25 protein-coding genes, 1 pseudogene and 1 riboswitch are annotated in these 26306 nt (G+C 70.9%); of the genes and pseudogenes, 9 read left to right on the top strand and 17 right to left on the bottom strand.

Features of this window, described 5'->3' with window-relative positions; all coding sequences use genetic code 11:
• Positions 1-45 precede the first annotated feature (45 nt).
• On the bottom strand, positions 46-309 hold the full coding sequence (locus ACZ5L9_RS17435) for a DUF1905 domain-containing protein (protein ID WP_464530072.1): 264 nt from the start codon (positions 307-309) through the stop codon (positions 46-48).
• Positions 310-515: 206 nt separating this feature from the next.
• Between ACZ5L9_RS17435 and ACZ5L9_RS17430 the strand changes: the two genes are divergently transcribed.
• Complete coding sequence (locus ACZ5L9_RS17430; protein WP_464530068.1) at positions 516-1895, top strand: MFS transporter; 1380 nt, start codon at positions 516-518, stop codon at positions 1893-1895.
• A gap of 2 nt (positions 1896-1897) precedes the next feature.
• On the opposite strand, the gene ACZ5L9_RS17425 is transcribed toward ACZ5L9_RS17430, so the two are convergent.
• From ACZ5L9_RS17425 to ACZ5L9_RS17415, 3 genes are read right to left on the bottom strand one after another with little or no spacing between them, the layout of a single operon-like run.
• Positions 1898-2782 (bottom strand): LysR family transcriptional regulator, encoded by an 885-nt coding sequence (locus ACZ5L9_RS17425; protein ID WP_464530064.1) that lies wholly within the window; start codon positions 2780-2782, stop codon positions 1898-1900.
• 10 nt (positions 2783-2792) lie between these two features.
• Positions 2793-3176, bottom strand: coding sequence for a MerR family transcriptional regulator (locus ACZ5L9_RS17420; RefSeq protein ID WP_464530061.1), 384 nt, complete (start codon positions 3174-3176; stop codon positions 2793-2795).
• Complete coding sequence (locus tag ACZ5L9_RS17415) at positions 3169-4125, bottom strand: aldo/keto reductase (protein ID WP_464530058.1); 957 nt, start codon at positions 4123-4125, stop codon at positions 3169-3171. The genes ACZ5L9_RS17420 and ACZ5L9_RS17415 overlap by 8 nt, the downstream gene beginning before the upstream one ends.
• Before the next feature lie 152 nt (positions 4126-4277).
• On the opposite strand from ACZ5L9_RS17415, the gene ACZ5L9_RS17410 reads away from it, so the two are divergent.
• A complete protein-coding gene (locus ACZ5L9_RS17410) occupies positions 4278-5030 on the top strand; it encodes a hypothetical protein (protein WP_464530056.1) in 753 nt (250 codons plus the stop codon).
• Positions 5031-5056: 26 nt separating this feature from the next.
• Here ACZ5L9_RS17410 and ACZ5L9_RS17405 read toward each other — a convergent pair whose 3' ends face one another.
• Entirely contained in the window at positions 5057-6016 is a 960-nt protein-coding gene (locus ACZ5L9_RS17405) for a cytochrome c oxidase assembly protein (protein WP_464530054.1), read from the bottom strand.
• A gap of 63 nt (positions 6017-6079) precedes the next feature.
• A complete protein-coding gene (locus ACZ5L9_RS17400; RefSeq protein ID WP_464530052.1) occupies positions 6080-7621 on the bottom strand; it encodes an alpha/beta fold hydrolase in 1542 nt (513 codons plus the stop codon).
• Between the two features lie 107 nt (positions 7622-7728).
• On the opposite strand from ACZ5L9_RS17400, the gene ACZ5L9_RS17395 reads away from it, so the two are divergent.
• The 3 genes from ACZ5L9_RS17395 to ACZ5L9_RS17385 all read left to right on the top strand — a co-directional run bounded on the left by ACZ5L9_RS17395 (position 7729) and on the right by ACZ5L9_RS17385 (position 9998).
• On the top strand, positions 7729-8490 hold the full coding sequence (locus ACZ5L9_RS17395) for an isocitrate lyase/PEP mutase family protein (RefSeq protein ID WP_464530049.1): 762 nt from the start codon (positions 7729-7731) through the stop codon (positions 8488-8490).
• A gap of 10 nt (positions 8491-8500) precedes the next feature.
• Positions 8501-9481: a zinc-binding dehydrogenase gene (locus ACZ5L9_RS17390; RefSeq protein WP_464530047.1), complete on the top strand. Its 981-nt coding sequence runs from the start codon at positions 8501-8503 to the stop codon at positions 9479-9481.
• A 136-nt stretch (positions 9482-9617) separates the two neighbouring features.
• Positions 9618-9998 (top strand): hypothetical protein, encoded by a 381-nt coding sequence (locus ACZ5L9_RS17385; protein ID WP_464530044.1) that lies wholly within the window; start codon positions 9618-9620, stop codon positions 9996-9998.
• A 59-nt stretch (positions 9999-10057) separates the two neighbouring features.
• Here the strand turns inward: ACZ5L9_RS17385 and ACZ5L9_RS17380 are convergent, their stop codons facing one another.
• From ACZ5L9_RS17380 to ACZ5L9_RS17355, 6 genes are all read right to left on the bottom strand, one after another.
• Positions 10058-10837 (bottom strand): hypothetical protein, encoded by a 780-nt coding sequence (locus ACZ5L9_RS17380; protein ID WP_464530041.1) that lies wholly within the window; start codon positions 10835-10837, stop codon positions 10058-10060.
• Between the two features lie 34 nt (positions 10838-10871).
• Positions 10872-13322 (bottom strand): putative bifunctional diguanylate cyclase/phosphodiesterase, encoded by a 2451-nt coding sequence (locus ACZ5L9_RS17375; RefSeq protein WP_464530037.1) that lies wholly within the window; start codon positions 13320-13322, stop codon positions 10872-10874.
• A 118-nt stretch (positions 13323-13440) separates the two neighbouring features.
• Complete coding sequence (locus tag ACZ5L9_RS17370) at positions 13441-14784, bottom strand: pyridoxal phosphate-dependent decarboxylase family protein (protein WP_464530034.1); 1344 nt, start codon at positions 14782-14784, stop codon at positions 13441-13443.
• A 146-nt stretch (positions 14785-14930) separates the two neighbouring features.
• Positions 14931-15218, bottom strand: a complete 288-nt coding sequence (locus ACZ5L9_RS17365; protein ID WP_464530030.1) for an EthD family reductase — start codon at positions 15216-15218, stop codon at positions 14931-14933.
• A gap of 54 nt (positions 15219-15272) precedes the next feature.
• Positions 15273-15467, bottom strand: coding sequence for a hypothetical protein (locus ACZ5L9_RS17360; RefSeq protein WP_464530026.1), 195 nt, complete (start codon positions 15465-15467; stop codon positions 15273-15275).
• A 289-nt stretch (positions 15468-15756) separates the two neighbouring features.
• Positions 15757-17118: a glycoside hydrolase family protein gene (locus ACZ5L9_RS17355; protein WP_464530022.1), complete on the bottom strand. Its 1362-nt coding sequence runs from the start codon at positions 17116-17118 to the stop codon at positions 15757-15759.
• A gap of 346 nt (positions 17119-17464) precedes the next feature.
• Here ACZ5L9_RS17355 and ACZ5L9_RS17350 point away from each other — a divergent pair, with 346 nt between their 5' ends.
• On the top strand, positions 17465-18004 hold the full coding sequence (locus ACZ5L9_RS17350; RefSeq protein WP_464530020.1) for a hypothetical protein: 540 nt from the start codon (positions 17465-17467) through the stop codon (positions 18002-18004).
• Positions 18005-18069: 65 nt separating this feature from the next.
• On the opposite strand, the gene ACZ5L9_RS17345 is transcribed toward ACZ5L9_RS17350, so the two are convergent.
• Positions 18070-18579, bottom strand: a complete 510-nt coding sequence (locus tag ACZ5L9_RS17345) for an N-acetyltransferase family protein (protein ID WP_464530018.1) — start codon at positions 18577-18579, stop codon at positions 18070-18072.
• Between the two features lie 1776 nt (positions 18580-20355).
• The gene (locus ACZ5L9_RS17340; protein ID WP_464530014.1) at positions 20356-20784 is read right to left on the bottom strand and encodes a hypothetical protein; all 429 of its coding nucleotides are present in this window, start codon (positions 20782-20784) and stop codon (positions 20356-20358) included.
• 104 nt (positions 20785-20888) lie between these two features.
• Here ACZ5L9_RS17340 and ACZ5L9_RS17335 point away from each other — a divergent pair, with 104 nt between their 5' ends.
• Both ACZ5L9_RS17335 and ACZ5L9_RS17330 read left to right on the top strand, forming a co-directional pair.
• Positions 20889-21314 carry a hypothetical protein gene (locus tag ACZ5L9_RS17335; RefSeq protein ID WP_464530011.1) on the top strand — a complete coding sequence of 142 codons (426 nt, stop codon included), beginning with the start codon at positions 20889-20891 and terminating at the stop codon, positions 21312-21314.
• A gap of 402 nt (positions 21315-21716) precedes the next feature.
• On the top strand, positions 21717-21839 hold the full coding sequence (locus ACZ5L9_RS17330) for a TraR/DksA family transcriptional regulator (protein ID WP_464536906.1): 123 nt from the start codon (positions 21717-21719) through the stop codon (positions 21837-21839).
• Positions 21840-21995: 156 nt separating this feature from the next.
• Here ACZ5L9_RS17330 and ACZ5L9_RS17325 read toward each other — a convergent pair whose 3' ends face one another.
• The 3 genes and pseudogenes from ACZ5L9_RS17325 to cbiE form a co-directional block, all read right to left on the bottom strand.
• Positions 21996-22328, bottom strand: coding sequence for a hypothetical protein (locus ACZ5L9_RS17325; protein ID WP_464530009.1), 333 nt, complete (start codon positions 22326-22328; stop codon positions 21996-21998).
• A 92-nt stretch (positions 22329-22420) separates the two neighbouring features.
• A pseudogene (locus tag ACZ5L9_RS17320) lies at positions 22421-22633 on the bottom strand (HEAT repeat domain-containing protein); the annotation flags it as partial.
• A gap of 107 nt (positions 22634-22740) precedes the next feature.
• Complete coding sequence (gene cbiE / locus ACZ5L9_RS17315; protein WP_464530005.1) at positions 22741-23949, bottom strand: precorrin-6y C5,15-methyltransferase (decarboxylating) subunit CbiE; 1209 nt, start codon at positions 23947-23949, stop codon at positions 22741-22743.
• A 60-nt stretch (positions 23950-24009) separates the two neighbouring features.
• Positions 24010-24146: riboswitch (cobalamin riboswitch) on the top strand.
• 42 nt (positions 24147-24188) lie between these two features.
• Between cbiE and ACZ5L9_RS17310 the strand changes: the two genes are divergently transcribed.
• Positions 24189-26306, top strand: coding sequence for a VWA domain-containing protein (locus ACZ5L9_RS17310; protein WP_464530003.1), 2118 nt, complete (start codon positions 24189-24191; stop codon positions 26304-26306).

Raw genomic sequence — 26306 nt, 5'->3', positions numbered from 1 at the left:
GCCGCTGCGGCGCCACGGCCCAGCACTCCGGCCCAGCACTCCGGCTCAGCGCTCCGGGTCGGCGGTGAGCTCGACCTCGATCTCGTCACCCGCGGCGCGGCCGGTCTGCTTGCGGGTCTCCGCGTTGAACGACACGAGGTAGCGACCGCCCATCACGCCGATCGTCGTCGTGTACGTGTAGCCGCCGTCGATCGTGACGACGACCGGTACGCGCTTGCCGCGGTCGAAGGACAGCACCATCTCCTCCGGTACGACGATGCCGACGTTGTTGCCGCCGGTCGGCTCCAGCACGGTGCGAAAGGTCGCCATGTCGTGTCTCCTTCGGGGTGGAGGGGCTCGCGGTCGACGGCGGTGCCGTCACCATGAAGCCAGGATCGCGGATCTCGCGCATGCCGACAACGGCTCACCCCGCATGGGAGGGCGGTGGTGGTCGAGGGCGAGCATTCGGTCGGACCGAATGCTGCCGCCGGTGCCGGCGGTCGCGTCCGTACGGCAGGTCCGGCACCGTGATCGAGGTGACCCAAGAACGCTCGTCGGCACCGATGTCGACCGCCCCGACCATCGCGCCGCCCAGCACCAGGAGCCACTTCGGCCCCCGTGATCTGGTGGCCACCTCGCTGGCCTACTTCATGGTTCTGCTCGACATCACCGTGCTCGCGGTGGTGGAGCCGGACCTGATCCGCGGCCTGCACACGGACGCGATCGGGGTCGGCTGGGCCACCACGAGCTACACGATCTGCCTTGCGGCGTTCCTGGTCCTGGCCGGTGCGTTGGCGGACCGGATCGGTGCCACGCCGATGTTCGTGGCGGGGGTCGTCGGTTTCGGTGCGACGTCCCTCGCGTGTGCCGCGAGCCCGAGCATCCTCGCCCTGGTGCTCGCGCGCGGCGCGCTGGGCCTGTGCGCCGCGGCCATCATCCCGAGCTCGATGGCCTTGATCGCCGGCGGCTATCGCGAACCGGCGCGCAGGGCACGCGCCATCGCGGTCTGGGCCGCGATCAGTGGAGCGGCCATGGCTGCCGGACCGCTGGTCGGGGGAGCCCTGGTGATGGGCCTCGGGTGGCGTGCCGTCTTCGCGGCCAATCTCCCGGTCGTGCTCGTCGTGCTGTTCCTGCGGCGTGGACAGCCGATCGGTACCGCTGTGCGGCGGCGGGTGATCGATCCCCGGCCTCACCTGATGCTGGCGCTCACGTTGGCCCTCGCGACGGTCGCAGTGACCGAGATCGGGCAGCGCCGGCTGACGCTCGCCGCGATCGCGGCCGTCGCGGCCCTGCTCCTCGGGGGAGGCACGGTGCGTTGCGAACGCCGGTCGGCCGCCCCGATCGTGCCGTCGGCGTTGCGCCGCAGCGGTGGCGCGTGGCTGGGGTTCGCGTGGGGTGGTGCGATCAACCTCGCGCTCTCCACCCTGATCTTCACGATCCCGCTGAGTCTCCATGCCACCCCGGTCGGATGTGGCCTGGTGCTGCTGCCGATGACGGCGATGGTCGCGTTCAACCCGCTGCTCACCGGGCGGATCGTCGCGTCGAAGGGGCCGTTGCTGCCGATCCGGATGGGTCTGCTCTCCCTCGCCGTGGGGGCCGCGGTCACCGCCGTCGAGATCGGCGGGGGAGTGAGCCCCGCGCTCGAATGCGGACTCCTGCTGTGCGGGCTCGGGATCTCGTGGGCGCTGCCCGCTCTGGTGGCCTACGTGGTCGGGCAGGCTCCGGTCGACGCCGCCGGCGCGGTCGCCGGGCTCCTCAACGCCACCCGGCAGGCGGGCGCCACCCTCGGCGCTGCCGCCGCGGCGGCGCTCCTCGCTGCCCGGCCATCCGGAGGGGGCGCGGAGGCCGCGTTGCTGCTGGCCGCGGCGACCGCGCTCCTCGCCGCGATCGGTGCGTGGAGCCGGCGCGGTCGGTGAGGTCAGCGCGTCGAGATCGCGTACAGCAGGTCGCGCAGCTGCGATCGACGGCTGTCCTCGCCGCGTCGCCACACCAGACGCATCTGGAGCGGCGGGGTGGCGATGCTCAGCTCGCGCAGGGAGCCGGTCGCGAGATCCTCGTGGACGGCGAAGTCCGGCAGCACGGCGACACCTCGCCCGTCCTTGACCCACGCCTTGATCTGCGGGATGCCGCCGACCGCGGTGAGCGGCGTGTCAGCCCCGAGCCAGTGCTGGGTCGCCATCCAGTACGAGCACCGCCGTTCCTGGCCGAGGAGGACGGTCGTGCTCCGGAGGGTGTCGATGCTCACCCGCATGCGCGCAAGCGGGCTCTGCGGATCCGCGACCGTCACCATCCGCACCGCACGGAGGTCGACGTGCTCGAGGTCGTCGCGCGGCGTCGCGAAGCCGAGCTCGCCGAGCGCGTCGCCGGTGTCGAGGAGGACCACGGCGTCGACCTCTCCCTCGCTCAGCATCGTGAGCAGGATCGCGCGATCGGCGTTCGGGCGAAGCTCCACGGAACGGTCGGGGAACCGCGAGGCGTACGTCGCCATCAGCGGGGCGAGCTCATCCGTCGCCAGCGCCGGCAACGCTCCGATCACCAGCGTCGGAGTCGCTTCGCGCAGCTCGGCGACCGCGGCACGCAGCGATGCGATCAACGGTCCGACCTGCGCCAGGAACCGCGCACCACCCGGGGTGGGGCGGGTGCCTCGCGCCGAGCGGGTGAACAGCGCGACGCCGACCTCGCTCTCCAGCTGTCGGATCCGGTCCGAGACCGAGGACGGGGCGATCCCCAGGGCCGCCGCGGTGGCGTTGACGGTGCGGTGCTTCGCCAGGGCGATCGCTGTCTCGAGCCGGCTGATCTGCACACCGTGGAGACTACTGAGCGTTCCGGCGGGCGTAGTCGTCGATCTTCCCCTCGATCACGCGGAGCGAGGTGCGCCAGGCATCGAGCTGCCGCTCGATGTGGCGCCGGTGGTCCTCGAGCAGGGCGAGACGCTCGGGCACACCGTCGGGGTCGGTGGCCACGAGGCGGGTGAACTCGGCGATCCGGGCGAGCGGCATCCCGGTGTCCTTCAGGTGCATGAGGACCTCGATGAGGTGCACGTCGGAGCTCCGGTAGCTCCGGTGCCCGCCGGTGTCGCGGCGTGGACCGGGCACCACACCGCGGCGTTCGTAGTACCGCAGCGTGTCAGGGTCGAGGCCCAGGCGCTCGGCAACCTGTCCGATCGACCACTCGCCGTCGTGGGTCGGCTCAGCCACGGCGTGCCGTCTCCAGCTCCGTGACCGCCTGTGGCGCGAGGGTCGAGGTGACGGCGGACCAGGCGCTGTGTACGTGCTCGGGGCGGGACACGCCGACCACGGGGATCACCGGCTGCGGCCTGTTGACCATCCAGGCCAGGACGGTCTGACCCGCGTCCAGGCTGTGGTCGTGGGCCACCCGGCGCAACGCGGACAGCGCGGTCGTGGTGGCCGGCGCCGCGCCATAGCCGTCGGGTAGGGACCGGTCGGGACGGGTGTAGCCGCCGGAGAGCAGCGGGGAATAGCCGAGCGTGGGCATGGCGTGACTCTGGCACAGGGCGACGAGCGCGTCGTCCAGCAGTACGTGGGGCGTCAGGTCCGCGTCCTGCGCCGGCACCAGGTAGCTGAAGCGCTGCTGGAGCGCCCGGTAGTGGTGCGGCGTCTCGGTGTCGAGCGCCTGCTGCAGTCGGGCGTGCGTGAGGTTGCTGGCCGCGATCTCTCGCACGATGCCCTCCTCGACGAGCGCGCCGAGGGCACCGAGGGTCTCCGAGATCGGCACGCTCCGATCGTCGATGTGGGCGTAGAGCAGGTCCAGGTTGTCGACGCCGAGGCGGCGCAGGGAGCCCTCGACCTGGGTCCGGATCGCGCCGGCGGACAGGCCCTGGACCCGATCCAGTCCGCCATCCGCGTACGCCGGGCGAGCGCCGACCTTCGTCGCCAGGACCACGTCGTCCCGTACGCCCGCCCCGCGCCGAGCGAGCCATGTCCCGATGGTGTGCTCGGACTCGTCGCCGGTTCCGCCCGCCCAGAACGCGTAGTTGTTGGCCGTGTCCCACAGCCGTGCGCCGCTGTCGAAGGCGACATCCAGGCATCGGGTCGCGTCCCCGGCCGAGACCCGGGTCCCGAAGTACATGGTCCCGAGTGCCATCGGAGGGACCGACAGCTGTCCGATGCGGAGGTGTTCGTCCATGCCGGACAGCCTCAGGGCTGGACCATGGTCCAGGTCAACGCGGTCGCGGCGAGTCGATGCGCTCGGGCCCCGGGTTCCGCGCTGACGGGGGCGGACGATGTCGGCAAGATGGCCTCATGCCTCCACGCGACCACCCGCGGCATCCTCACGTGATGCGCGGCGACCTTCCCGAGGACCTCACGCCCGAGGCGATCAGCCACCTCGACTTCCGCACGCTTCGCGCCCTGTCCAAGCCCGACAACGGGATCCTGGACGCGGCCGACCAGGCGCAGTTCGACGCTTCCCTGCGCGAGGTCGTCCGGGGGACGGCCTCCGTCCTCAGCAACTCGATCGAGCGCAGTCGTCGCGGTGGTCCCGGCAACCTCGACCCGGAGATGCGACGTTCGTACGCCCGGACGCAGGAGCGTCTCGCCCAGCAGGTGCAGCGTGGCTGGGCGAGCCTGCCCGGGCTCGAGCCCGACGTAGCCCCCGAACCGGAGAAGGTCGGCGATCCCGGCCCGACCGCGCCTGTGCCGAGCTCGCCTGGGCCGACCACGCCCGTACCGCCCACCGTCTCGACCACGCACGACGACGGGCCTGACGACGGGCCTGACGATGGGGACGGCGCCTCCCCGAACAGCCTCGCGCTCGAGGTCGAGCAGACCTCCGACACGCTCGACATGCTCGAGCGGATCGCCTCGCTGCAGGAGCGACAGCTCGAGGACCGGGCCCAACAGGTCCTCAGCGACACCCGCGGGCTGTTCTTCGCCTTCGTGGTCTCGGTCGCGGTGATCGTCGCCGGCGTGGCGCCGCTCGTCGAGGCGGAGCCGCACGACCGGTTCCTGACCCTGCTGTGGACACTCATCACCGTCGCGGTCGCGGGTCTGGTCTACCTCGTCGTACGAGCACTGCAGGCCAAGCGCTGAGGCCCGGTAGGTCGCGGCGCGGGCGACTACTCGCTGCGGAAGGGCCGGTTGCGTGAGCCGTACCCCTCGGTCTCCCACCACGGCCGCATCAGCTCGGGCTCGGCCGCGGTCGCGGCGGCAGGAGTCTCGACGTCGGGACCGATCGATCGAGCCTGCGGCTGCGCTGTGGCCGGTCGACGATCGAAGGCTCCCTCCCGTGCCGCCCAGCGGAAGAAGACGATGAAGAAGAGCGGCAGCGCGACGAGCTCGCTCAGCGCGAGCATGAGCGCGCCGGCGGTGTGGACGTCCCAGTTCGGGTCGCCCGGGCGTCCGGCGAACCAGCCGCCGGCCAGTCGATGGCCCGTGGTCATGACCAGGACTCCGGGAAGGGCGTCGAAGAGTCCGTCGACGAAGGCGAAGAGCAGCCGGAAGGGCTCGGTGCACCACTCCGGCAGGAGCTCCGCGCCGAGCATCGGCAGCGTCGCCAGGCATCCGACGGCCAGGGCCGCCAGGTAGAGGCCATCCATGATCGAGGTGTGCAGGAGCGCGGCCCGCAGGATGCCGCTGAAGAACACGACCACCATGAAGGTCGTCGCGATCAGGGCCGCGACCACGGGGAAGGTCAGCACCCGCACCATCGGCCCGACGAGGACCCGGTCCAGGCGCCGACTGCCGCCCGTGCCGAGCGAGCTGCGCGCGAGCCCGATCGGATCACCGAGGGCCAACGCCACCGGCACGAGGGCCAGCAGCAGGGTGAGCTGCGTGGCCAGGGCCCAGAGGTGGGTGTGGTTGTAGACGGCGAGCGACGACATCGTGCAGACGACGACCCCGCCGAGGCCGAGGACGAGGAAGCTCGCCGCCCGCCACCACGGCCAGCCGCCGTGGCGGCGGGCGCGTCGTGCCCCGAGGAGGTAGACCGCTGCGAGGACGGCGATGCCGATGGCGACCACCGGATCGAACGTCCAGGAGTCGACGGCGGCCGTGAAGGTGTACGGAGGCAACGGCACCCGGCCATGCTAGGTCGCGGGCCCGACGGTGCTGTCGGCGAGGCACGTCCGGTCCGTCGGAGGTCAGACGTCGCCTTCGGCCGTGGTGACGTCCGGGGCCGGTCCGGCGGGCGCGAGCCGGCTCCTCTCCAACATCCGGATCGCACGTACGAGAGCGTGCTGCTGGCGGAGCAGGAGCCGCAGCGCGGGCGCCCGGGGGTCGGAGAACGGTGCTAGCCGTGCGTGCTGGCGCGTCACCTCGGTCTCGACGCGCGTGAGGGTGAGGAAGACCTCGGGGTCGGAGTCGAGCCCCTCGCGCTGGCGCGCCAGCTCGGCCGCGACGAGTCGGATGGCGCTCAGCTCGACGGGGTCCAACCGGGTCGGGTTCCTCGGTCGGCGTGGTCGCAGCCACGCACGGTCGGCCCAGGTGGGAGCCACACCGATCGACGCGCGGGCGAGTGCGCGCTGCAGCGAGGCGCCGTACCCGCTGTAGAGGCCGATCCACACCGCGAGGTCGTGCAGCGCCCGTCGGCGAGCAGAGGTGGGGATGCGGACCTCGTACGGCGCGATCGGGTTCGTGGTGGCCAGGGCCAACAGCGGCAGCAGGGCCGTCGACTTCGACAAGGTACGCAACCGGGCCGGGTCGGGAGGCTCGCGCTCGTCGGTCAGCCCGAGACGCTCGCTGAGGTCGGCGCGGGTGCGGGTCAGGGCGGCGCGGAAGCGTTCCCGCTGGCTCTCGGGCAGATGCTCTGCCAGGAAGTGGGCGTAGGCGAGCAGGAGGTAGGCGTGCAGCTCGGCGTCGTCGATCGCAGACTCTGGCAGCGCCTCGGCGGGGGCCAGCTCGCGGGTGCGGCTGCCGAAGAGGGCGCGACCGACCGCCGCGGCCACGATCGTGGAGCCCAGGTAGTTCTCCATCGGGTGCCGGGCCGCCGGCAGGGCGATGTCGAGGACCCAGGGGAAGCGGTGCGAGATACCGCGCATGCCGGTGACAGGATCCGCACCGCCCCAGACGTTCAGCCACCAGGCGAGATTGGCCGGCGGGTCGCGGAGCACGTCGAGCCGATCGCTGCCGCGATGGAGCGCCAGGTGGCCGGCCGGGGAGCCGATGGTCACCATGCCGACCACCTGGATCGTTGCGGGGATCCGGGTGATGAGGTCGGCAGCGATGATGCTGCCGAGACTGTGGGCGACGAGCACGATCGGGCCGGAGTCGGGAAGGGCGCCGAGCACCCGGTGGAGGGTGTTCGCACGGGTGGCGTCGTCCTCCAGGTAGCGCCTCGCCTGCGGCAGGACCCTCATCACGGCCGGCACCGTCTCGGCCGCCAGGGGCGTCGGTCGTCCCGCGGCATGCGGGCCGAGCGCGCGTTCGAGGTCCGCGGTGGACCGCTCGACGCGCCACCGCAGCTCGTCGCGTTCGCTGGGCGTGAGGCGCGGCGTGGTCTGGGGTGGCAGCGGGTGGTTCTCGTCGCTGGGGTAGCGCAACGTGTTGGGGTACTTCGGGGCGCAACACGCGACGCCGTCCAGGCCCGGGAAGCCCGCGGCTCGCAACGCCTCGGCCAGCACGTCGCGCCACGCGTCGTCGTGGTCGGCGCCGATGCCGTGGAGGTAGACCAGCGTGGGTGTCATGAGGCTCCCATGATGCCGTGCGGCGCGTACGGCCGACGGCGGCGGCCGCCTGGCGATCGCGCTCAGCAGCACGGGCCGGGCCATCGGGCGCGTGTCATGCTCGTGACATGAGCGATGTGACTGCCAAGGCGAGCGAGCTCCTGCGACTTCACCACACCGGCCGAACGCTGGTCCTTCCCACGGTCTGGGATGCCTGGTCGGCCCGCACCGTGGTCGAGGCGGGCTTCCCCGCACTGAGCGTCGGGAGCCACCCGCTGTCCGAGTCCCGCGGGCAGGAGGACAACGAGGGGATGACCCTCGCTGACGCTCTCGACGGCATCCGCCACATCACCGCCGCGGTGGACGTCCCGGTGACCGCCGACATGGAGTCCGGCTACGACACCCCCGCCGCCGAGCTGGTGGAGCGCGTGCTGGAGGCCGGTGCCGTCGGGATCAACATCGAGGACACCGTGCACAGCCAGCGCCGCCTGCGCGACGTCCAGGAGCACGCCGACTACATCGGAGCCCTCCGGGCTGCCGCCGACGAAGCGGGCGTCGAGCTGGTCATCAACGCCCGCACCGACGCCTACCTGGGGACCTACGTCACCTTCGAGGACCCGCTCGCCGAGGCCGTACGCCGGCTCCGTGCCTGCGAGGAGGCCGGCGCCCGCTGCGTCTACCCGGTGCGGGTGCCGGACAACGCCTCGCTCCGCACCGTCCTCGAGGAGCTCTCCGGACCCGTCAACGTGACCGCCCACCCGATCGACGGATCGATGTCGGGCTCCCTCGAGGAGCTCCGGGCAGCCGGTGTCCAGCGCATCACGTTCGGGCCGCTGCTCATGATGGCGCTCACACCGAAGCTCACCGACCTCGTCTCGCCCTGGCTGTGAGGAGCCTCCGATGATGCGCGCCATCGTGCACGAGTCGTTCGGGGACCCGTCCGAGGTCCTCGCCGTCCAGGACGTCCCCCTCCCCGAGCCGGGGCCACGCGAGGTGCGGGTCCGGACGCTCGCCTCTCCGATCCACAACCACGACCTGTGGACGGTCCGAGGCAGCTACGGCTACAAGCCGGAGCTGCCCGCCCGGGCCGGCACCGAGGCCGTCGGTGTGGTCGACGCACTGGGCGACGACGTCACCGGTCTCACGGTGGGCCAGCGAGTGGTGACGGGTGGGACGTTCGGTGTCTGGGCCGACTACTTCGTGGCGAAGGCCGGTGCGCTGATGCCGGTGCCGGACGGCCTCGCGGACGACACGGCCGCGCAGCTGGTGGCGATGCCCTTCAGCGCGATCAGCCTGCTCGACACCCTCGACCTGCAGCCGGGGGACTGGCTCGCCCAGAACGCCGCGAACGGCGCCGTCGGCCGGTTGGTCGCTCAGCTGGCGCAGGCGCGTGGCATCAAGGTGCTCGGGCTCGTCCGCCGGGCTGCCGGGGTCGATGAGCTCGCGGCACTGGGCATCGGCGACGTCGTCGCGACCGACGCCGAGGACTGGCGCGAACGCGCTGGCGAGATCACGGGTGGCGCACCCGTACGAGTGGGCGTGGACTCCGTCGGCGGCAGCGCGACGGGCGAGCTGTCCTCCGCGCTCGCGGAGCGGGGCACGCTCGTGGTCTTCGGTGCGATGGCCTCGCCGACCATGCAGATCCCGTCCGGCGACGTGATCTTCAAGGACGTGAGGATCAAGGGCTTCTGGGGGAGCCGGGTCAGCGCCGAGATGGCCGCCGAGAAGAGGACGGCGCTCATGACCGAGCTGTACGAGCGCATCACCAGTGGCTCGCTCGCCCTCCCGGTCGAGGCGGTCTACCCGTTCGAACAGATCGCCGATGCGGCCCGAGCCAACGCCGCACCCGGGCGCACCGGGAAGATCGTGCTCCACCCGTAGGCTCGCCGGCGACGCGTACGGGACCCCTCGCCGGGGTAACGCTCACCATGATCAAGGTCGTGATCGTGCAGTGAACGGGCCGGACAGGGGGCCGGATAGGGCACACCGTCGACCCGAGGGGCTCGACGATGCCACGGTGGAGGCCCTCGGCAAGCTGTCCGAGGCGCTCGAGACCGCGGAGGACGCTCGGGGTCACCTCTACGCCTTCCACCGCCTCACCGGGGCCGCCGACCTGATGCTGGGAGAGGCGGTGGGGATGCTGCGCGAGGCGGGTCACCACGAGATCGCCGAGCGCATCGGCACGGAGCTGGTGGGGCACAACGTCGTCCCCGGCTACTGGACCTTCCAGATCGTCGAGGCCTACGACGACACCTATTACGCGCTGTTCAAGCAGCTGGAGAAGGTGGCGCGCGACCGGCTGGCCGACGGCAAGCGTCATCTCTACGAGGCGGAGATGAAGGAGGAGCGCCGCACGCGCGGTCGGCGAGGGCACGAGGCCGTGCCCCGCGACACCTGACCCCGCGACACCTGACCCGCGACACCTGACCGGCCCGGCGTCGGCGTCGGCGTACCAGCTCAGCGCTCGATCGGGCGCAGCCGGACCTGCGGCGTGGAGTCATCGCGCCCGGCACGGGGCGCACGCTGGGCGGGGACGACCGGCGGGAGGGAGCGCCGGTGCCAGGTCCAGTCGGTCGGCAGCGTGATGCCGTCGAGCCCGATGGCCTGGTAGATCAGGCGGTATGCCTCGGGGTTCGTCCGTCGCTGCTGATCGAACATCCGGTGCAGGTTGGCCCATAGCGGGATGCTGCTCGGTGAGCCGAGGTACTCGCCCTCGCCGGTGCCGGGGAGCACGTTGGGCACCAGCCCGGAGGCCGACAGCAGCCGGCGCGGTCGCTCGTCCATGATCATGACGATCGAGTCGATGCCGTTGGCCTGGGCGGCGGTGACGATGCCGTGGTAGAGCGCCGCGGAGCACAGCGTGGCGCGACCCGGTGCGCGGCGTACGGCGATCGTGGCGACGTCCCAGGTGCGCTCGGGATCGAAGCCGGCGGCGCGCGCCGAGCGCATCCCGTCGGCGTGCCACGGTGCGCGGGCCACGTCGTTGAGCGTCTTGAGGCCGGCCGGACCGGGGGCGATGAAGCGGGTGGTGGCCAGCGCGACGCCGTCCTCGTCCAGCACCGTCATGAAGCCGGTGTGGTCGGCATAGGGGCCGTACTCGAGCTCGAACTCCTCGGCGGTGTTGCCGTACGTGGCGAGGAAGACCTCGGCCTCGCAGGCCAGGGCTGCGTCCAGCTCCTCCCCAACAGGGTCGAGGACGAAACGTAGTGGCGTGCCGTTCATCAGAACCCCCGTCATGGATGGATGCTCCGCAAAACTAGTCGATCGAGCCTCAGTATTTACTCGAATCGTCGCGGTGATCAGGAATGCCGCCGCCGCGCTGGTCCTGGGGCTCGTCCCGGGGCTCGTCCTGGGGCTTGTCCGGGGGCCCGTCGCGGCGGTCGTCCTGGGGCTCGTCCTCGCCAGCGCTCGCGGCGACGGGCGACCAGTCGCGGACCCACTGCTCGACCTCGGAGCCCGGCATCGGCCTCCCGACGTGGTAGCCCTGCAGGCTGTCGATGCCCATGGCGACGAGCTCGGCGACGTCGACCGCGTCCTCGACGCCCTCCGCCACGGTCCGCATGTCCAGTGCGTGGGCCAGCTGGATGGTGGAGGCCACGATCATCCGGCTGCGCTCGTCGCTGGAGACGTCGCGCACCAGCGAGCGGTCGATCTTCAGCTCCTGGACGGGCAGGTTGCGCAGGTAGGTCAGCGAGGAGAACCCGGTGCCGTAGTCGTCGATCGAGACCTGGATCCCGTGTTCGCGCACCTCGAGCAGGATGTCGCGTGCGCGTTGGGGATCGGCCAGGAAGGAGTCCTCGGTGACCTCCAGGACCAGCCGGTCGGCCGGCACCTGCCACTCCTCCAACGAGGTGTAGAGCCGGGAGAGGAACGTCTGGCTCAACAGCTCCGGCGGGGCGCAGTTGATCGCGATGCGCAGATCGATGCCGGCGCTCAACCACCGCTCCAGGTCCCGGACCGCGTTCCAGGCGATGGTGTCGGACAGGAGACCCATCAGGCCGACCCGGCGCGCGGCCGGTAGGAACGCGATCGGGCTGAGCAGGCCCTGGGTCGGGTGCCGCCAGCGCACCAGCGCCTCGAGGCCGTGGATGCGCATCGTCGAGGCGTCCACCTGCGGCTGGTACCAGACCTCGATCTGCTGGTCGGCGATGCCCTTGCGGAGGTCCTCGGCCAGCTCCAGGCGCGAGCGGGAGAACTCGTCGAGGTGGGCGTCGTAGAGCGCGGCGCCGGAGCGTGAGCTCTTCGCCTGGTACATCGCCACGTCGGCCCGGCGCAGCACCTCCCCGCTGTCGGTGTCGGTGTCCGTCACGACGGTGATGCCGATCGAGCCGGACGGCGAGATCTCGATGTTGTCGACCACGATCGGATCGGCGAGCTCGTCGAGCACCCGGTTGGCGGTCTCGACCAACTCGATCTCGTCGACGGACTCGATCAGGATCGCGAACTCGTCGCCGCCGAGCCGGGCGACCATGACGCCGTTGCCGACGGCCTCCTGCATCCGGACCGCGACGAAGGTGAGCACGATGTCACCGGCGTGGTGGCCGAGGGCGTCGTTGATCTCCTTGAAGCCGTCGAGGTCGAGCAGCATGAGGGCGAGGGGCTGTTCGTCGGTCAGGCACTGGCTGAGCCGCGCCCGTACCGCACGCCGGTTGGGCAGCTTGGTGAGATCGTCGGTCTGGGAGAGCGCGAAGGCGGCGGTCGCCTGGTTGGCGTCGCGCAGCGCCAGCACCATCCGCGCGCCCACCGCGATCATGGTGACCACGGCCGGCGGGACCGTGTAGAGGGCCAGGGTGTTGTCGGGCCGTACGGTCAGCACGGCGAGGGCGACGATGCCGGCCGAGACGAGCAGCCGGGTGCCGGCCGCCTTCGGGATCGCCCGCATCACCCGCTGCTCGGGCCGGCATGCCGCGGCGACGAGCAGCGCCCAGGCTCCGCCCCACAGCGCGTTGCTGGTGTTGCCGAAGTCGTACGTCGGCGTCGAGACCTGCAGTGCGAAGCTGGAGTCGGCGCAGGCGAGCAGGAGGAACGCGGCACCGGTCATCCAGGCCTTGCGGGGGTCGCTGCGGGCCTGCAGCAGCGACTGTCCGAGCACCAGCATGGCGAGCGCGACGTCGGCGAGGGGGTACATCACCGCGAGGAGGAGGGGCAGGCCCACGGCGCCCGAGGCCAGCCGGATCGGGGTGACCAGCAGCAGGGATGCCAGGCATGACATGGCGCCGCAGATGACGGCGACGTCGAGCCAGCTGCGCGCGGGCCGCTCCTGTCGGCGGTCCACGTCGAGGACCAGATAGCCCACCATGCCCAGGTACGAGCTGAGGAACAGCCACTCGCCCGGGGCGGGGAAGTGCTGCTGCTCCTCCAGGCCGGCGGCGTTGACGACCATCGAGCCGAGCGACCAGACCGTGACGGTGCCCGCGAGGATCAGCAAGGGGACCCGGCGCAGGTGGTAGATGCGTGCCGCGAGCACCAGGCGCAGCACCAGCAGCGGGAAGAAGGCGGTCAGGGTGGTCAGCAGGATCGCCTGCCCGGTCCGGTACGAGCCGGTCTCGGCGATCTGGTTGGCGGCCAGGCCGCCGAGCAGGACGGCCCAGGACAGGCGCCCGAGGCCCCGTTGGATGATCCAGGTGTGCGAGCGCGCGGGCACCGCGGGGTCTGAGAACCGACGGGCGGGGGTGGCGCTGGCGCCGGACTTGGCGCCGGGCCGGCCTCCACTGCGTCTCATGCGTTCCCCTTACCCATGGCCGGTGCCGAAGCGGCACCATAGCCGGGCAGCGGCGCTGAGGGGGAGGAACGGAGCCGACCGAGCGTCCTTGCCGTGGCGTTCGCAGCTCCGATCACGATCAGGTGACTCCTTCCGCGAGGCTCTCCAGCAGTATGTCGACATCGGCGCGCGCCGTACGCGGGTTGACGAAGCACAGCCGCAGGACCGGACCGCCGGCGAAGGTCGACGGCGTGACCAGCCCGAGGCCACGCAGGCGGATCCGATGCGACCAGCGGGCGTAGTCCGCGGCGTCCCAGCCGATGCGCCGGAACAGCACCACCGACAGCTGGCGCTCCTGGGCGAGGTCGAGCACCGGGTCGGCGCCGATCTGCTTGGCGGCGTAGGCGGCCAGGGCGAGACAGCGCTCGACCGCATCGACGTACGCGTCGGTGCCGTGCGCGAGGAGGGAGGTCCACAGCGGTACGCCTCGGGCGCGACGGGTCAGGTGGACCGCGTAGTCGGCCGGGTTGTCCGCCTCGTCGTCGTTGACGGCGTCGAGGTAGGCGGCGTGCTGGCGGTGGGCGGCGCGGGCACGGGCGGGATCGCGGTAGACGACGGCGGCACAGTCGAAGGGCGTGAAGAGCCACTTGTGGGGGTCCACGGTGATCGAGTCGGCCCGGTCGATCCCGGTGAACAGCTCCCGGTAGGCGGGGGCGAGCATCGCCGCCCCGCCGTAGGCCGCATCCACGTGCAGCCAGATGCCGCGGGCGGCGCAGCACTCGCTGATCTCGGCGAGCGCGTCGACGGCGCCGGTGTTGGTGGCGCCGGCGCTGGCCACGACGGCGACCACGTCCGCCGGGTCGAGGTCGACGAGCACCTCCTCGAGGTCGGCGGCACGCAGCACGCCGTCGGGCGTACCGGCGACCACGACCGAGCAGCCCATGATGGCGGCCGCGGAGGAGACCGAGGAGTGTGCCGAGGCACCCACCACGACCGTGCTCGGTGGCCGGCCGTCCTTCGAGGAGCGACCGTGCCGCGCGACGACCAGGGCGCTGAGATTGGCCATCGAGCCACCGCTGACGAAGGTGCCGTGCGCCTCCTCGGGGTAGCCCAGCACGCGGCACAGCCATGCGATCGCGGCCCGCTCGGCCGCGACCACGGCACCGGCCTCGAGCTCGCTGCCGCCGTAGACCGAAGCAGCCGAGAGGGCTGCGTCGGCGAGCACGGCCGTCGGGGTCGGTGCTCCGCCGACGAAGGCCAGGTACCGGGGGTGGTCGCTGGGGAACGACGTCGGGAGCACCGTGTCGCGCAGGCTCGCCCAGGCAGCCAGCGTTCCGACGCCCTCACGAGTCAGATCGGGCAGCACGGTGTCACCGTGGACGTGCCCCGGCGACGGTGCCTGGGGCGGACCGCCGAGACGGGTGGCGATCCAGCCGGCAACACTCGCGAGGGCATCGCGGTCCTGGGCGGCGAACTCGTGCACATCGGACTATCGGGATCCGGATCGAGGAAGTGAACAAAGCCGACGAGACTCGTCGAGTTTTAACTCGGACCGTCATCCTGGCGCGCCTCGACGGAGAAGATCCGGCGCAGCCCGTGCTCGGTCGACGGGTGCGTCGCGGCCCACGGTCAGGCCTCGGCGACGTCTCCGGCGTAGACCGAGAAGGTCGTCCCGCTGCCCTCGGCGTGCTTGCTGACCTCGGCCATCTGCGGTGTCGCGGCCGACGCCTTGAAGGCGTCCTCGTCGGACCAGAACAGCTCGGCGACGAGGTACGGCGCGCCGCCCTGCGGGTGACTGAGCAGGAAACGGCTCAGCCCGGGGACGGCCTTGACGAGCGGAACGTGCTCGTCGGCGTAGCGACGCTCGAACGCTTCCGTGTCGGCGGGCTCGTCGTAGACCACGGTCAGTCGGTACATCGGCAACTGCCACCTTCGGTGTTGGTGTCACATGCGTGGGCCCGGCTGGTCGCCCTAGGGCCGGTACTCGTCGCGCTTCGTGTAGAGGGCTGTCGACATCGGCGTGGCAGCATCGCCACCACCTGCGGTGCTGAAGATCGAGGAGAGTACGCGCAGGGAGGTGACGAAGGACCACCCGATCACGCGCCCAGCCCGCAGCGCCACCCGGGTGACGCCGCGTGGGCGAGTCGCAGGGGTCTCGTCCGCCATCTGCTCATCTCGTTCGTGTTCGGGGGAGATCGGAGCGGCTCTCGCCGCCCGTGGTCGCACCAGCGTCGTCACCTTAGCCCCAGCACCGGCGATCGGGTGGTCGATGAACGTCAGACTCGTGAGCGGCGATGACGCCGCAGCCCACCCCGATCCGACCCCGTGGAAGACGCGACGCGCGCGCAGAGAAAGCGTCTTCGTTCCTACTGGCCGTAGGTGGACCGCAGGTCGGCGAAGAGCACGGTGGGCCTCTGGGCCCGGCTGGTCGGTCGTCGTACGTACGTGCGCGCCGTCAGGTGGACACCGGCTGGGCCTGCCAGGGGTAGGCGCCGGTGGTGAAGAGGACTCCTTCGAGGTGGCGGCGCGTGACCAGTCCCGGCAGCACCTGGCCACCGGCATGGACCCACTTGGCCATCTCGTCGGGGACCGCTGCGTACTCACCAGCGTTGAGCCGCGCGAGCAGCTGAGATCCGGCCAGGCTCGCTGATCCGAGGTTGAACACGAAGCTGGTCAAGGCGTCGAACTGCTGCTGCGTCAGCGGCACCGTGACGAGCAGGCTGACCGCGTCGCCGGCGGGGCGGGCGTCCTCGCGCAACAGCCGCCGGCCGGCGGCCTGGGTGATGCCGTGGCGGAACTCGGCCGGCTCGGAGCCGTTGATCGGGCCGCGGTGGACCAGGTGGCCGTAGCCGATCGTGGCGTGACCGGCCGGATCGTTGTAGAGGTGGGCGCGGAACCCCTCGAACTGGCCGATCAACCGGGCGCCGGGCGCGGACAGGGTGCGTGGTCGCTTGCGGGGGTGCTGGGGCGGGTGGGCGCCAGCCGCGGTGCCGGTGCCACTACCGGAGTGCTCGGTGACGGGCGACGTGCCCTGATGCGGGATGGCGGGCACGGCCGGGCCGGGGTTGCTCCAGTGGATGTCGAAGCGCGTCTCGGGGAACAGCATCCGGGTGGTCAGGCGGCCACCGTCGCCGCGGGCAGGCTCGTAGATGTGGCCGTCGGCGTTGTCGCCGGTCCAGCCCTGGCTGCGTTGGAAGGCCGCCACGGCGGCGCGGGTCGCCTCGTCGTACGTGCCGCTCACGGTGAGGCCGGCGTGCCCGGTGACATTGAGCCGCTTCTGCAGGGCTCGGACGCTGTCGGAGTCGGTCATGCCCACGATGAGGCGCTGCCACCACACGTCGGTCAGCTTGCCCGGGCGCGGCGGTGGGTCGGGATTCCTGCCGACGCCCCGGGGGAAGTCCGGCTCGGCCCAGCCCCGGTAGCTGAGCCCCCAGTGGGCCTCGATGTAGTCGAGGGGCACGATCGCGACGACGTCGTCGATGTCGTTGCTGGCGATGTTGACCTCGCCGTCGTCGCTGTGGACGACCACGGCGATGTGGCCGGCGCGTCCAGCCTTGGTCCAGCAGGCCAACGCTCCCACCGGCGGGTGCTTGTCGCCGGGGTGCTGGTGCTGGGAGGACTCCCAGTACTCGTGCGCCTCGACGAACTCGTCGCCGTCCAGGTTGGGTGTCCCACTGGCCAGGAAGCCGTACGCGTGGGCGCACAGGCTCAAGCAGGCGCGGTGCCAGTCGCCGCTTCGCTGGGTCGCCAGGATCCTCACGAACGCTACCGCCTGCGGAGCGGTCCAGTGGGTGGTGTGAGTCGGTACGAATGCCATGGCATGTCCCTCCGATAGCCGCCTCATTCTGCGACTGCGGGCTCGGCCATATCTACGCCAACACCGGTGCGCAGCCAGCAAATGCCCAATTCTGGGGGACGACGGGGGAGGGCGCTCGGACCGGTCGCCAGGTCGACGTCGGCGGGTGAGCCCGGTTTCGCGTACGCTTCCCGGGTCGTGCTGGGGCCCGCCCCGTGCTGGGTTGGAGAAAAAGTTGAGCTGGGGATCCTCCCACCGTCCAGGTCCTCCGCGTCAGGTGGTCGCCGGGCCGTCGCCGCGGATCGCCGCTCGGCGACGACCGTCGGTCGAGACGCCGCCGCGTGCAGCGCGCAGACGCGTTCACCCGATGAGGGTCCTGTCAGTCGTCCTGCCAGCGGTCCTGGTGGTCGTCGCCGTGGCGGCCGGCATGACGTTGAGGTCTCTCGACGGCCGGTACGGACCGATCGGCGGCGGCTCCTTCAGCCGACCCGCCTCAGACCACGAGCTCGTCTCGGGCACGACCTACGACCGCCTCGCGTCGGCGCCGGGCGCCTCGGCCACCCTTGTCGCCTCGCTGTCCAACAGCGGATCGCATCCGGTGCAGATCACGTCCATCACACCGCCGCCGAACGTGTCCGACGTGCAGTGGTCCGTCTACCACCTGCGCCCGGGCGGGAACATCGCGGGAGTCGCCACTCCCTGGCGCTCGTTCCCCGCAACGATCCCCGCGAACGGCACCATCAGGCTGCTGTTCACCGTGCACAAGCCGCAGTCGTGCACCGCGAACACGGTGGGGAGTGGCATGACCGTCACCTACGACGGCTCGCTCCTGGTGCACTGGAAGTCCCTGTTGCGGACTCACACGACGTCGGTGAGCGTGCTCGTGAGACCTATCCGCGTCTGCTGAGCGACGCCTGGCCGAGCCCGTCCTCGATCGGCATCTTCCATACCCGGGGCCGAAGTCGGCGATGCTCAGGAGCTGCGTCGGGTCATGCGGACCTCGCGGACGCCGTCCTCGTCCTTGGTTGCACCGTCGGGCAGGAAGCCGACTTTGCGGTAGAAGGCCTGCGCTCGTGGATTCGGATCGGCGACCCATAGAGCTGCGGACGCCGCCTCGGGGATCGCGGCTGACATGAGATCGATGCCGGCGCCGCTGCCGTGGTGATCGTCGAGCAGGTAGAGGACGTACAACTGGCGCTCCCACGTCGCATCTTCGTCGCTCGGAGGTCCCGCCATCGCGACACCGACGATCCGCTCGTCGACCTCAGCGACCGCGACGGACCGGTCCGCGTACTGCGGATCGGCCAGGATCGCCTGCCACATCCGCTCGCGTCGTCCGTGGAAGGTCGGGTCGTCGAGGATCTCGTCGCTCATGAGGCCCCGGTAGGTCTGCCGCCAGCCTTCGACGTGGACGTGGGCGATGGCCGGAACATCCGCGATCCGTGGGGCACGGACCATAGAGTGTCCGCTGAGGCGTGTCACGGTGGCGATCCTTCCAGATAGCGGGACCGGGAAGCGGGAAAGGCAACGACTCGGTCGTTTGGACATTCGCTGGCGCGGCTTCGCCCTATCGGCGAGAGCCGAGCATCGTGCTGGGCGGCGGCGTAACACGGGCAGTAAGGACCACCTTGCTGGTCAGTCAGAGGCAGCCGCGGGGTGTGTTGACTTTGACGCCCGCGTGAGGTCTCGCCTCTTCTTGGCCTTCTGTACCCACCACGCGTACGGCCGCCGGCCCAAGTGCCAGTAACCACAGGCGCAGAGGTACGCGTGGAGGCGCTTGACGCCTTGCTTGCCGAACTTCTCCTGCAACTCGTCGACGGCGAGTTCCGCCTTCTCCTGTGATCGGTATCTGTTCTTGTCAGGCGTAGGGCACGCAAGCCCCGTCCTGCTCCTCGCGCGTTGACCCTTCACGTCGCACGTGCCTCCTCGAGATCCGGCGGTCGGGAAAGTCATAACAGCGGGGTCTGACAGTTGTCGTTCGGCCGAGGTGCTCGGGCGGCGATATTCCTGCGGCTGCGCCCAGCAATTCTGCCGAGTACGTAGCGTCCTCGCGGCAAGCCGTTCACTCGGGCCGAGCCGCTGTGCAGCTGGCTCACACGATCAGTTGGACCGTGCCGAGGCGGACTGAATAGCTCTCATGCTCGGAGTCGGAATCGAGAACTTCGACCATTGACCCGTCGTCGAAGGCGAGTTGGACTGTTCCGTCGTTGGGGACCGCGGCGGCGGCGATCTAGTGGCCGAGTAGCGGAAGCAGCGCCTGCGCGCCGGCCACCGGTTCGCGGTATGTCGTTGGAGCGAGCCCGCTTCGCGCCACGGAGTATTCGCCTTCGACGGAGAAGAAGCAGTCTTCGTCGCCGGTGAACCCGAGTTGGAGCTGGTACTCGCCAAAGCCGACGAAGGTCAGCGTGCATCTAACCAACGGGCCCAGATCGGTCGTCCTGCTTAGCCCGAACACGCAGACATCGTGTCAGTGACACGCATGTCGATGGTGAACTGAGGTGCCCGTGTCGATCGGGTTCGTCGTTGGGTCTCCTCCCAACGGTGCGTCGTGAAACGATGGTGGGGTGGTAGCAACGCGAGGAAGCAACGTCGTGCGCGCCCTGTGGGGCACGCTTGGTCGCATCGGAAGCGTTGGAAGCAATATTGACGGTATCGACCAGGGTCGTCAGGTCCTCAGCGAAGACGCCTTCGTAGAGCTACTCGATCCTGCGCGGAAGGTTGAGGCGGTGCGAGAACTGCGCCGAAGAGTGCCCTCACTCAGTTTGATCGATGCCGTCGCGTTGGTGAGACGCGCGAGCGAGGCGAGCTGAACGAGAGGTCGCGTGCGACTTGGGCGGTGCTCGGATCTGCCTACTCGGCCCGGCGCTCAGCCGAAGCCGCGTGAGACGCTCGATTCGGTGCGACGGGCCTGAAGCCACGCACACGCAGAAACCGAAGCTAGCCGTCTCGGTCGTTATGCGACGGTGTGATCACTGATGTGCAATTCTGTCGCCGTGTCCAGGCATCCAGTCGTACGCGCGGTCAGCTATGCCGGCCGAACTGCGGTATGGACCTGGAGCATCGGTTGGGTCGTTGGCGCAGCTGGGCTTGTGCGCTCTTCTTGGGAGCCGGTGTCATAGCAACGTTCCGCTGAGCGCATTCGGCGTCCGTGGCCGGTAGCGTACAGACCCTCGCCGGGGGCCTATCACCCGATGGCGACGGTGTGAGGCATCTCCCGACCAAGGAGGTCGCCGCCGATCGGTGCGTTGGCGGCACCGATCAGTCGTCCCTGTCGCGTGCCCGGCTGTAGCCCGGGATGCGGTGGAATGCCTTGTGTGACTCGTCTCCGATACTCACCACGACCGGCTGCCATTCGCTAACCCACTCACAGATCCACAGTAGCCCGAACATGCGGATGGGCTGGGGCTGACCATCGGAAAGAGTCACAGTCACGCGCCCGGTCCTGTTGTCCCCGTAGAGCAGCCACCAACTCATTCCGTCGTGAGAGCCCGGGGCCCATTGGGCGCGACCGCCGTCCGCAACGGGTAGATCGCCCGGCACCCACTCGTCGGGATCGGGCTCGAAGGCACCGGTCTGCTCGGCGTCGTACTGGCCAGGCGACACGCACCGCCAGTAGCCGTCGTGCCGGCGTTGGTAACGGAGTCCCGACAGCGGCAGGAGCAGCGTCTCCACGTCGTCCTCGGGCATGCCTACATGTAAGCGGAACGATCGTGCCCTGTCTGCGGCAGATCTGTGCGCCCCTGATTGCCCAACGGTGTCGAGCCAGATCGAGATGGACGTAGAGTCCGCGGGTGCCGCGCAAACGCCAGTTCCGACGCCTTCGTCGCCTCCGCCTGATCGGGACGGCCGGAGCGTTCGCGGCTCTGTTCGGTGGTGCTGCGGGAGTCTCGGCCACGGGCGACGCGCTGCATCATCGCCAGGGCGGCGTGGCGGGCATGGCGATCGGTGGTGTGCTGGTGGCGGCGGGGATCGTCGCGGCTACATGGGCGTTGCGACGTCATGACCGAGTCGAAGCCAACGAACGTGAGTGGCTGAAGGCATCTGGCCTTGATGACGGCCTTCCGATGGGCGTGAGCGACGACATCGCAACGCGGGGGAACAGTCACGAGTGGGATGCGGAAGCCCCATGGCACGAGCTCGCGCACCTGATCGGGGCCCTGCGCGCGGTGGAGCGACGGGTGCGTCACGCCACCGTGCCCTCGATGGCGGCGCAATGACGCAGTTCCGTCAGGGGGCGGATCGCGGCCGGGAAAGGGCGGCCCAGGCGTGAACGTCCGATCCCCCATGCAGGCTGGTGAGACAATCAGCAGGGGCGGGATCATGGACTCGCTCAGCTCCTTCTCGCTGGAGTAGCCATTACGCAGCACGTGACAGACTTGTGTGTGGTTCACCATCGAGATCTGGACCGAACGCGGAGTCGACTTGAGGTCGGTCGTGCCGAGGCAGTCGGGCGTCTGGCGAGCCTGAAGGACGACTACGACGGAGTGGTGGCGGCCTCGCGCGACACGAACGCTGACGATGAGCACGATCCCGAAGGCGCAACAATCGCGTTCGAGCGTTCCCAGATCGGAGCTCTCGTCCGACAAGCGCAACTTCACCTGGCGGAGATCGACGCCGCGATGACGAGGTTGGACCTCGGAACCTACGGAACATGCGAAGGATGCGGCGCGGTGATCGGCGATGGAAGACTCGAGGCCCGACCGGCCGCACGCACCTGCATCGCCTGCGCGAGTGCGTGCTGATACGGACGGTTTAGTCGCGATGGTCTAGGGCCGATCAAGACCCGAATCTCGTCACCCGCTCCTGGGCATGGGCTCGCGAATCGCAGCAGAAGCGGCGGAATGTGGCGTCGACGCGTACGTGACCCGCCACGAACAGACCCGACCGGTTCGGCAGCGTCAGCTGTTCTTCAACGCCAGCAGCGCGGTCTGGACTGCTTGCTCCGCGGGGTAGTTGGCGGGGGAGGTGTCGGCCCACGGCCCCTGCCAGATGTCGAAGGCGTAGGCACGTTCCTGGGGCGTAGGCGCGTTGGTCAGGGTGAGTCTGGTCCACGGGTAGCGGCCGCTGAGCGCCGACGACAGGTCCGCGGTGCGTGGGTTGGCGGCGAGGAGCTCGGTGGCGCGGGCGAGGAGGGCCCGCTCGACATCGGCGGCCTCGGTCGGAGCCCGGGGTCGCAGCGGCTCAGGGCGAGGTCGAGGACGGGCATGAGGTCGTCCTCGTCGCCCTCCCACGTGGCCGCGAGCTGCTGCAGGAGCGGGTGGAGGGCGGCGTCGGCGAGGACGGCCGCCGATTCCAGCTCCAACTTGTGGATCGGGTCGCCGTCGTCGTCTCTCAGACGTTCCGTGAGCGCGAGAAGGATGCGCTCGTCTCCGGACTCAGCGAGGGCGCGCAGTGCCTCGCACCGAGTGTCCGCATCGGGATCGGCGAGCCGGAGAGCGAGCGCGTCGCATACGGCCGGCGAGCGTGCTTCGAGCTGTCCCAGCCCGAAGCACGCCCAGTCGCGCACAGTGGAGTCGACATCGGCGGACAGCGTGATCAGTGCTTCGACGGTGCGCTCCCAGCGCGGGTCACCCGGCAGAGGTTCGCGGCCGCCTGGGCCACGGCGAGACGGACTGCCGGATCCTCATGCTCGGGGCGGATCGGTCAGAGCGTGAGCGCCCACTGCGTGACGGCGCGGGCAGGGGTCCAGCCGGTGAAGGTGCCGACCGGGGCGGTCGTCTCGACCGAGATGCGGGTGAGCTCGCCGCCGTGCTCCCGGTACAGCCGGGCCAGCAGCGTCTCGGTCTCCAGCGTCACGCCGTGCACCACGAGTCGCCCGCCGGGACGCAGGGCGTCCCGGCAGGCGTCGATGACGCCGTCGCGGGTGGCGCCGCCGCCGACGAAGATCGCGTCGGGGGCCGCCAGGCCGGTCAGCGCGTCGGGGGCGCGACCCTCGACGACCGTCAGCCCCGGTACGCCCAGGCGCGCGGCGTTGCGGCCGATGCGCGCCGCGCGCTCGGGCGAGGACTCGATCGCGGAGGTGGCGCAGGTGGGATGGGCCCGCATCCACTCGATGCCCACCGAGCCGGCGCCGGCGCCGACGTCCCAGAGGTGCTCGCCGGGGTTCGGGGCCAGGCGGGCCAGGGCCGAGGCGCGCAGGTCGCGCTTGGTGAGCTGGCCGTCGTGCTCGAAGCAGTCGTCGGGCAGGCCGGCGACCCAGCCGCCGAGCGTGGGGCCGTCGCACGCGATGGCCACGACGTTGAGCCGCGGGAACGTGTGCCGCAGGACGCTCCGGGTGATCGTGTCGGCGCGAGGGAAGCGCTGGGTGGTGTGGTCGGGGCCGCCGAGGTTGCCGAGCACGGCGAGCTCGCTGGCGCCGTACCCGTGCTCGTAGAGCACCTCCGCGACTGCACGCGGCGTCTCCTCGTCCGAGGAGAGTGCGAGGATCCGGCGACCGGGCGCGAGCTCGCGCCGCAGGAGATCCACGGAGCGCCCCACCAGCGTGACCACGGCGCAGGACTCCGCCGACCAGCCCATCTCGGCACGCGCCAACGCCACCGACGAGACCGCCGGCAACACCTGGACCTGCTCGGGCCCGAGCAGGTCGGTGAGCGTCGTCCCGATCCCCGAGACGTACGGATCGCCCGAGGCCAGCGCCACCACCTGCTGCCGTACGCCCAATGACGCCAGGAAACCGGGCAGCGCCTCGCGCAGCGGCGAGGGCCACAGCTCACGGCGCTGGCCGCGGAACTCCGGGAGCAGGTCCAGCTGGCGCCGGGCGCCGAGCACGACCGGCGCCGTCTCGACGACCTCACGCATCCTGTCCGGAAGCCCGTCCCAGCCGTCGGCACCGATGCCCACCACGATGATCACGCGAGCAGACGCTATCGTGACTGGCGCAAGGCGAGAGGTGCCCCAACGGCCCAGCCATCGGAGACGGTGGCGACGGCGGGCGGGGAGAATCTGGGAAGCCGGTGAGACTCCGGCACAGGCCCGCTGCGGTAAGCCCGGCTCCGACGCACGACGGAGACCAGGTAAGTCCGAAGACCGGCCTCCCGCCAGATCACGCGGACAGGCCCGTCCGCGTGACGAACCGAGCGGGAGCCTCACCGATGCCACAGAACTACCCATTTTCCGCCGTCCTCGGCTGCGATCTCGCCACGCCGGACGGCCTCCACGACATGGGCCTCGCCCTCATCCTGACCGCGATCTCGCCCGAGATCGGCGGCGTCCTCGTCCGCGGCGAGAAGGGCACGGCCAAGACCACGACCGTACGGGCACTGGCGAACGTGCTGCCGCCGGTCGACGTGTATGCGGGCGATCGCTTCTCCATCGATCCGGCCGATGACGCGGCCGCCTCCCCGGACGGGGTCTTCGGCGCCGGGACCGCCGTCGAGACGCGGCCCGTACGCCTCGTCGAGCTGCCGGTCGGAGCCACCGAGGACCGCGTCCTCGGCTCGCTGCACTTGGAGCGAGCGCTCTCGCACGGCAAGGTCGAGTACGAGCCCGGCCTGCTCGCCCGCGCCCACCGCGGGCTGCTCTACGTCGATGAGGTCAACCTGCTGCACGACCACCTCGTCGACCTGCTCCTCGACGCCGCCGCCACCGGCCGCGTCAGCGTCGAGCGCGACGGCATCTCGGTCGACTACGCCGCACGCTTCGTGCTGATCGGCACGATGAACCCGGAGGAGGGCGAGCTGCGACCGCAGTTGCTCGACCGGTTCGGGCTCGCCGTCGAGGTCGCCGCGCCCCGCGACCCGGCCTCGCGGATGGAGGTGGTCCGCCGCCGGATGGCCTTCGACGCCGACCCCGGTGCGTTCGTCGAGCGGTTCTCGGCGGCCGACACCGAGCTCAGCACGCGCGTCGCCCAGGCGCGGGTACGGATCGCCGACGTCGTGCTCGGCGAGGCCGCGCTGCTCAAGATCGCCGAGGTCTGCGCCGCGTTCGAGGTCGACGGCCTGCGCGCCGACATCGTCACCGCGCGGACCGCTGTCGCGCATGCGGCCTGGGAGGGGCGTACGGCGGTCACCAGAGCCGACATCCGGCGGGCCGCGCTGCTCGCGCTGCCGCACCGCCGGCGGAGGAACCCGTTCGACGCGCCGGGGCTAGACGAGGAGCTGCTCGACCGGATCCTGGGAGATGAGGAGCTGCCGCCCGAACCGCCGACGGGTGGGGAGGACGATGGCGACGGGGGTCTCGATACAGGCGCTAGCGCGCCTTACTCGACCACCGATGGCGGGGAGGGGGGTCTCGATACAGGCGCTAGCTCGCCTGACTCGACCACCGACGGCGCTGGTGGGTCTTCCTCGACCACCGGTGATGGGGAGGGGGGTCTCGATACAGGCGCTAGCTCGCCTGACTCGACCACCGACGGCGCCGATGGGTCTTCCTCGACCACTGTCGCGTCTGCCGTGGCGCCGTACCGGCCCAGGCTGCTGAAGGTCGACGGCCTCGGGGCCGGGGAGTCCGGGCGTCGGAGCCGGGCGATCGCCAGCACCGGGCGGCGGGTGGGCGCGCGGCGTCCCGAGGGGCCGACCGGGTCGCTTCACCTGGTGGAGACGCTGCTCGCAGCCGCCGGGAAGCAGGGCGTACGCGAGCGGGCCGGTGACCGGGTCGCCTTCGCGAGCGAGGACCTGCGGGTGGCGGTCCGTGAGGGCCGCGAGGCCAACCTCGTGCTCTTCTGCGTCGACGCCTCCGGCTCGATGGCGGCACGCAAGCGGATGACGCAGGTCAAGACCGCGGTCCTCTCGCTGCTGATGGACGCCTACCGGCGCCGCGACAAGGTCGGACTGATCACGTTCCGGGGCCAGAGTGCCGAGCTCGCGCTCCCGCCGACGCACTCCGTCGAGATCGCCGCTGCGCGCCTCGACGAGCTTCCCGCCGGCGGTCGTACGCCACTCGCCGAAGGCCTCCTCGAGGCCGCCCGGGTCCTCCAGCGCGAGCACCTGCGCGATCCGCGGCTGCGGCCGCTGCTCGTCCTGGTCACCGACGGGCGCGCCACCGCCGGAGCCGACGCCGTCGCACGGAGCCGTCAGGCGGCGCAGTACGTCGCCGGCCTGGGGGTCACCGCCGTCGTCGTCGACTCCGAGTCCGGCCCGATGCGGATGGGTCTCGCCGCCCAGCTCGCCGCCGCGCTCGCCGCCGAGCACCTGCCGCTCGGCGACGTCAGCGCCGAGGCGCTCACCGACGTCGCCCGCGCCCACACCGCGAAGTCCCGGAAGGTGGCCTGA

It is taken from the genome of Nocardioides sp. JCM 18998, from assembly GCF_055391535.1.
Note: the sequence above shows the minus strand (reverse complement) of the source record. Positions and strands in the feature narration are given on the sequence as shown.